2 pseudogenes are annotated in these 785 nt (G+C 67.4%); both read left to right on the top strand.

The window, feature by feature from the left end:
- Nucleotides 1-424, top strand: a pseudogene (locus tag IE312_RS38965) (hypothetical protein); the annotation flags it as partial.
- Between the two features lie 98 nt (nt 425-522).
- Nucleotides 523-785, top strand: a pseudogene (locus tag IE312_RS38960) (TlpA family protein disulfide reductase); the annotation flags it as partial.

The following is a 785-nucleotide window of genomic DNA, read 5'->3' as shown; positions in this document are numbered from 1 at the left end:
CCGCTCCTTCGAGGTGCTGTCCATGGACTACAACATGCTCGCCAACCAGTCCGTGAACTCCACCAAGGCGCCCGCCTACAACTACCCGGGCTGGCGCAAGCAGTCCGCGCAGGCCTACATCCAGGGATTCCAGCGGGCGTACGAGACGAACCGGGCGCCGTTCTTCGTCGGCAACCACTTCGAGCAGTGGAACGGCGGCATCTACATGGACTCCGTCGAGGAGGCCTTCAAGCACATCGCGCGCGAGAAGGAGAAGGGCGCCGACGTGCGGCTGGTCTCCTTCCGGCAGTTCGTGGACTGGATGGACGTGCAGAAGCCGGAGGTGCTCGCCAAGCTGCGCACGCTGGGCGTCGGACAGCGGCCCGCGGGCGGCTGGAAGGAGTTCCTGCGAGAGAGCAAGGGCGCGGCGTCCAACGCGGCCTGATGTCCGGAATGTCCCGTGTAAATGCCCCCTGAAATGGGCTTTTCCGCCCGGCAGGGGGGTGCGCAAGATCCCCGGAACAGGCATGCGAAACTTTTCACATGAGTACCCGCAGCCGCGCCGTCCTGCTCACCGCTGTGGCCGCCGTCGCGGCCCTGGCCCTCTCCGCGTGCGGAAAGGGCGGCACCTCCGGAGGCGGTGGCGACACCCACTTCGTCACCGGCAGCAACGGCATCGCCACCGTGCCCGCCGGCAAGCGCGCCACGGTCCCGGACCTGTCCGGCGAGACCATCGACGGCAAGACCCTCGACCTCGCCGACTACAAGGGCAAGGTCGTCGTCCTCAACGTCTGGGGCTCGTGGTG

The organism is Streptomyces capoamus (assembly GCF_014654935.1).
Classification (GTDB): domain Bacteria; phylum Actinomycetota; class Actinomycetes; order Streptomycetales; family Streptomycetaceae; genus Streptomyces; species Streptomyces capoamus.
This window is presented reverse-complemented; position numbering and strand designations above follow the sequence as displayed.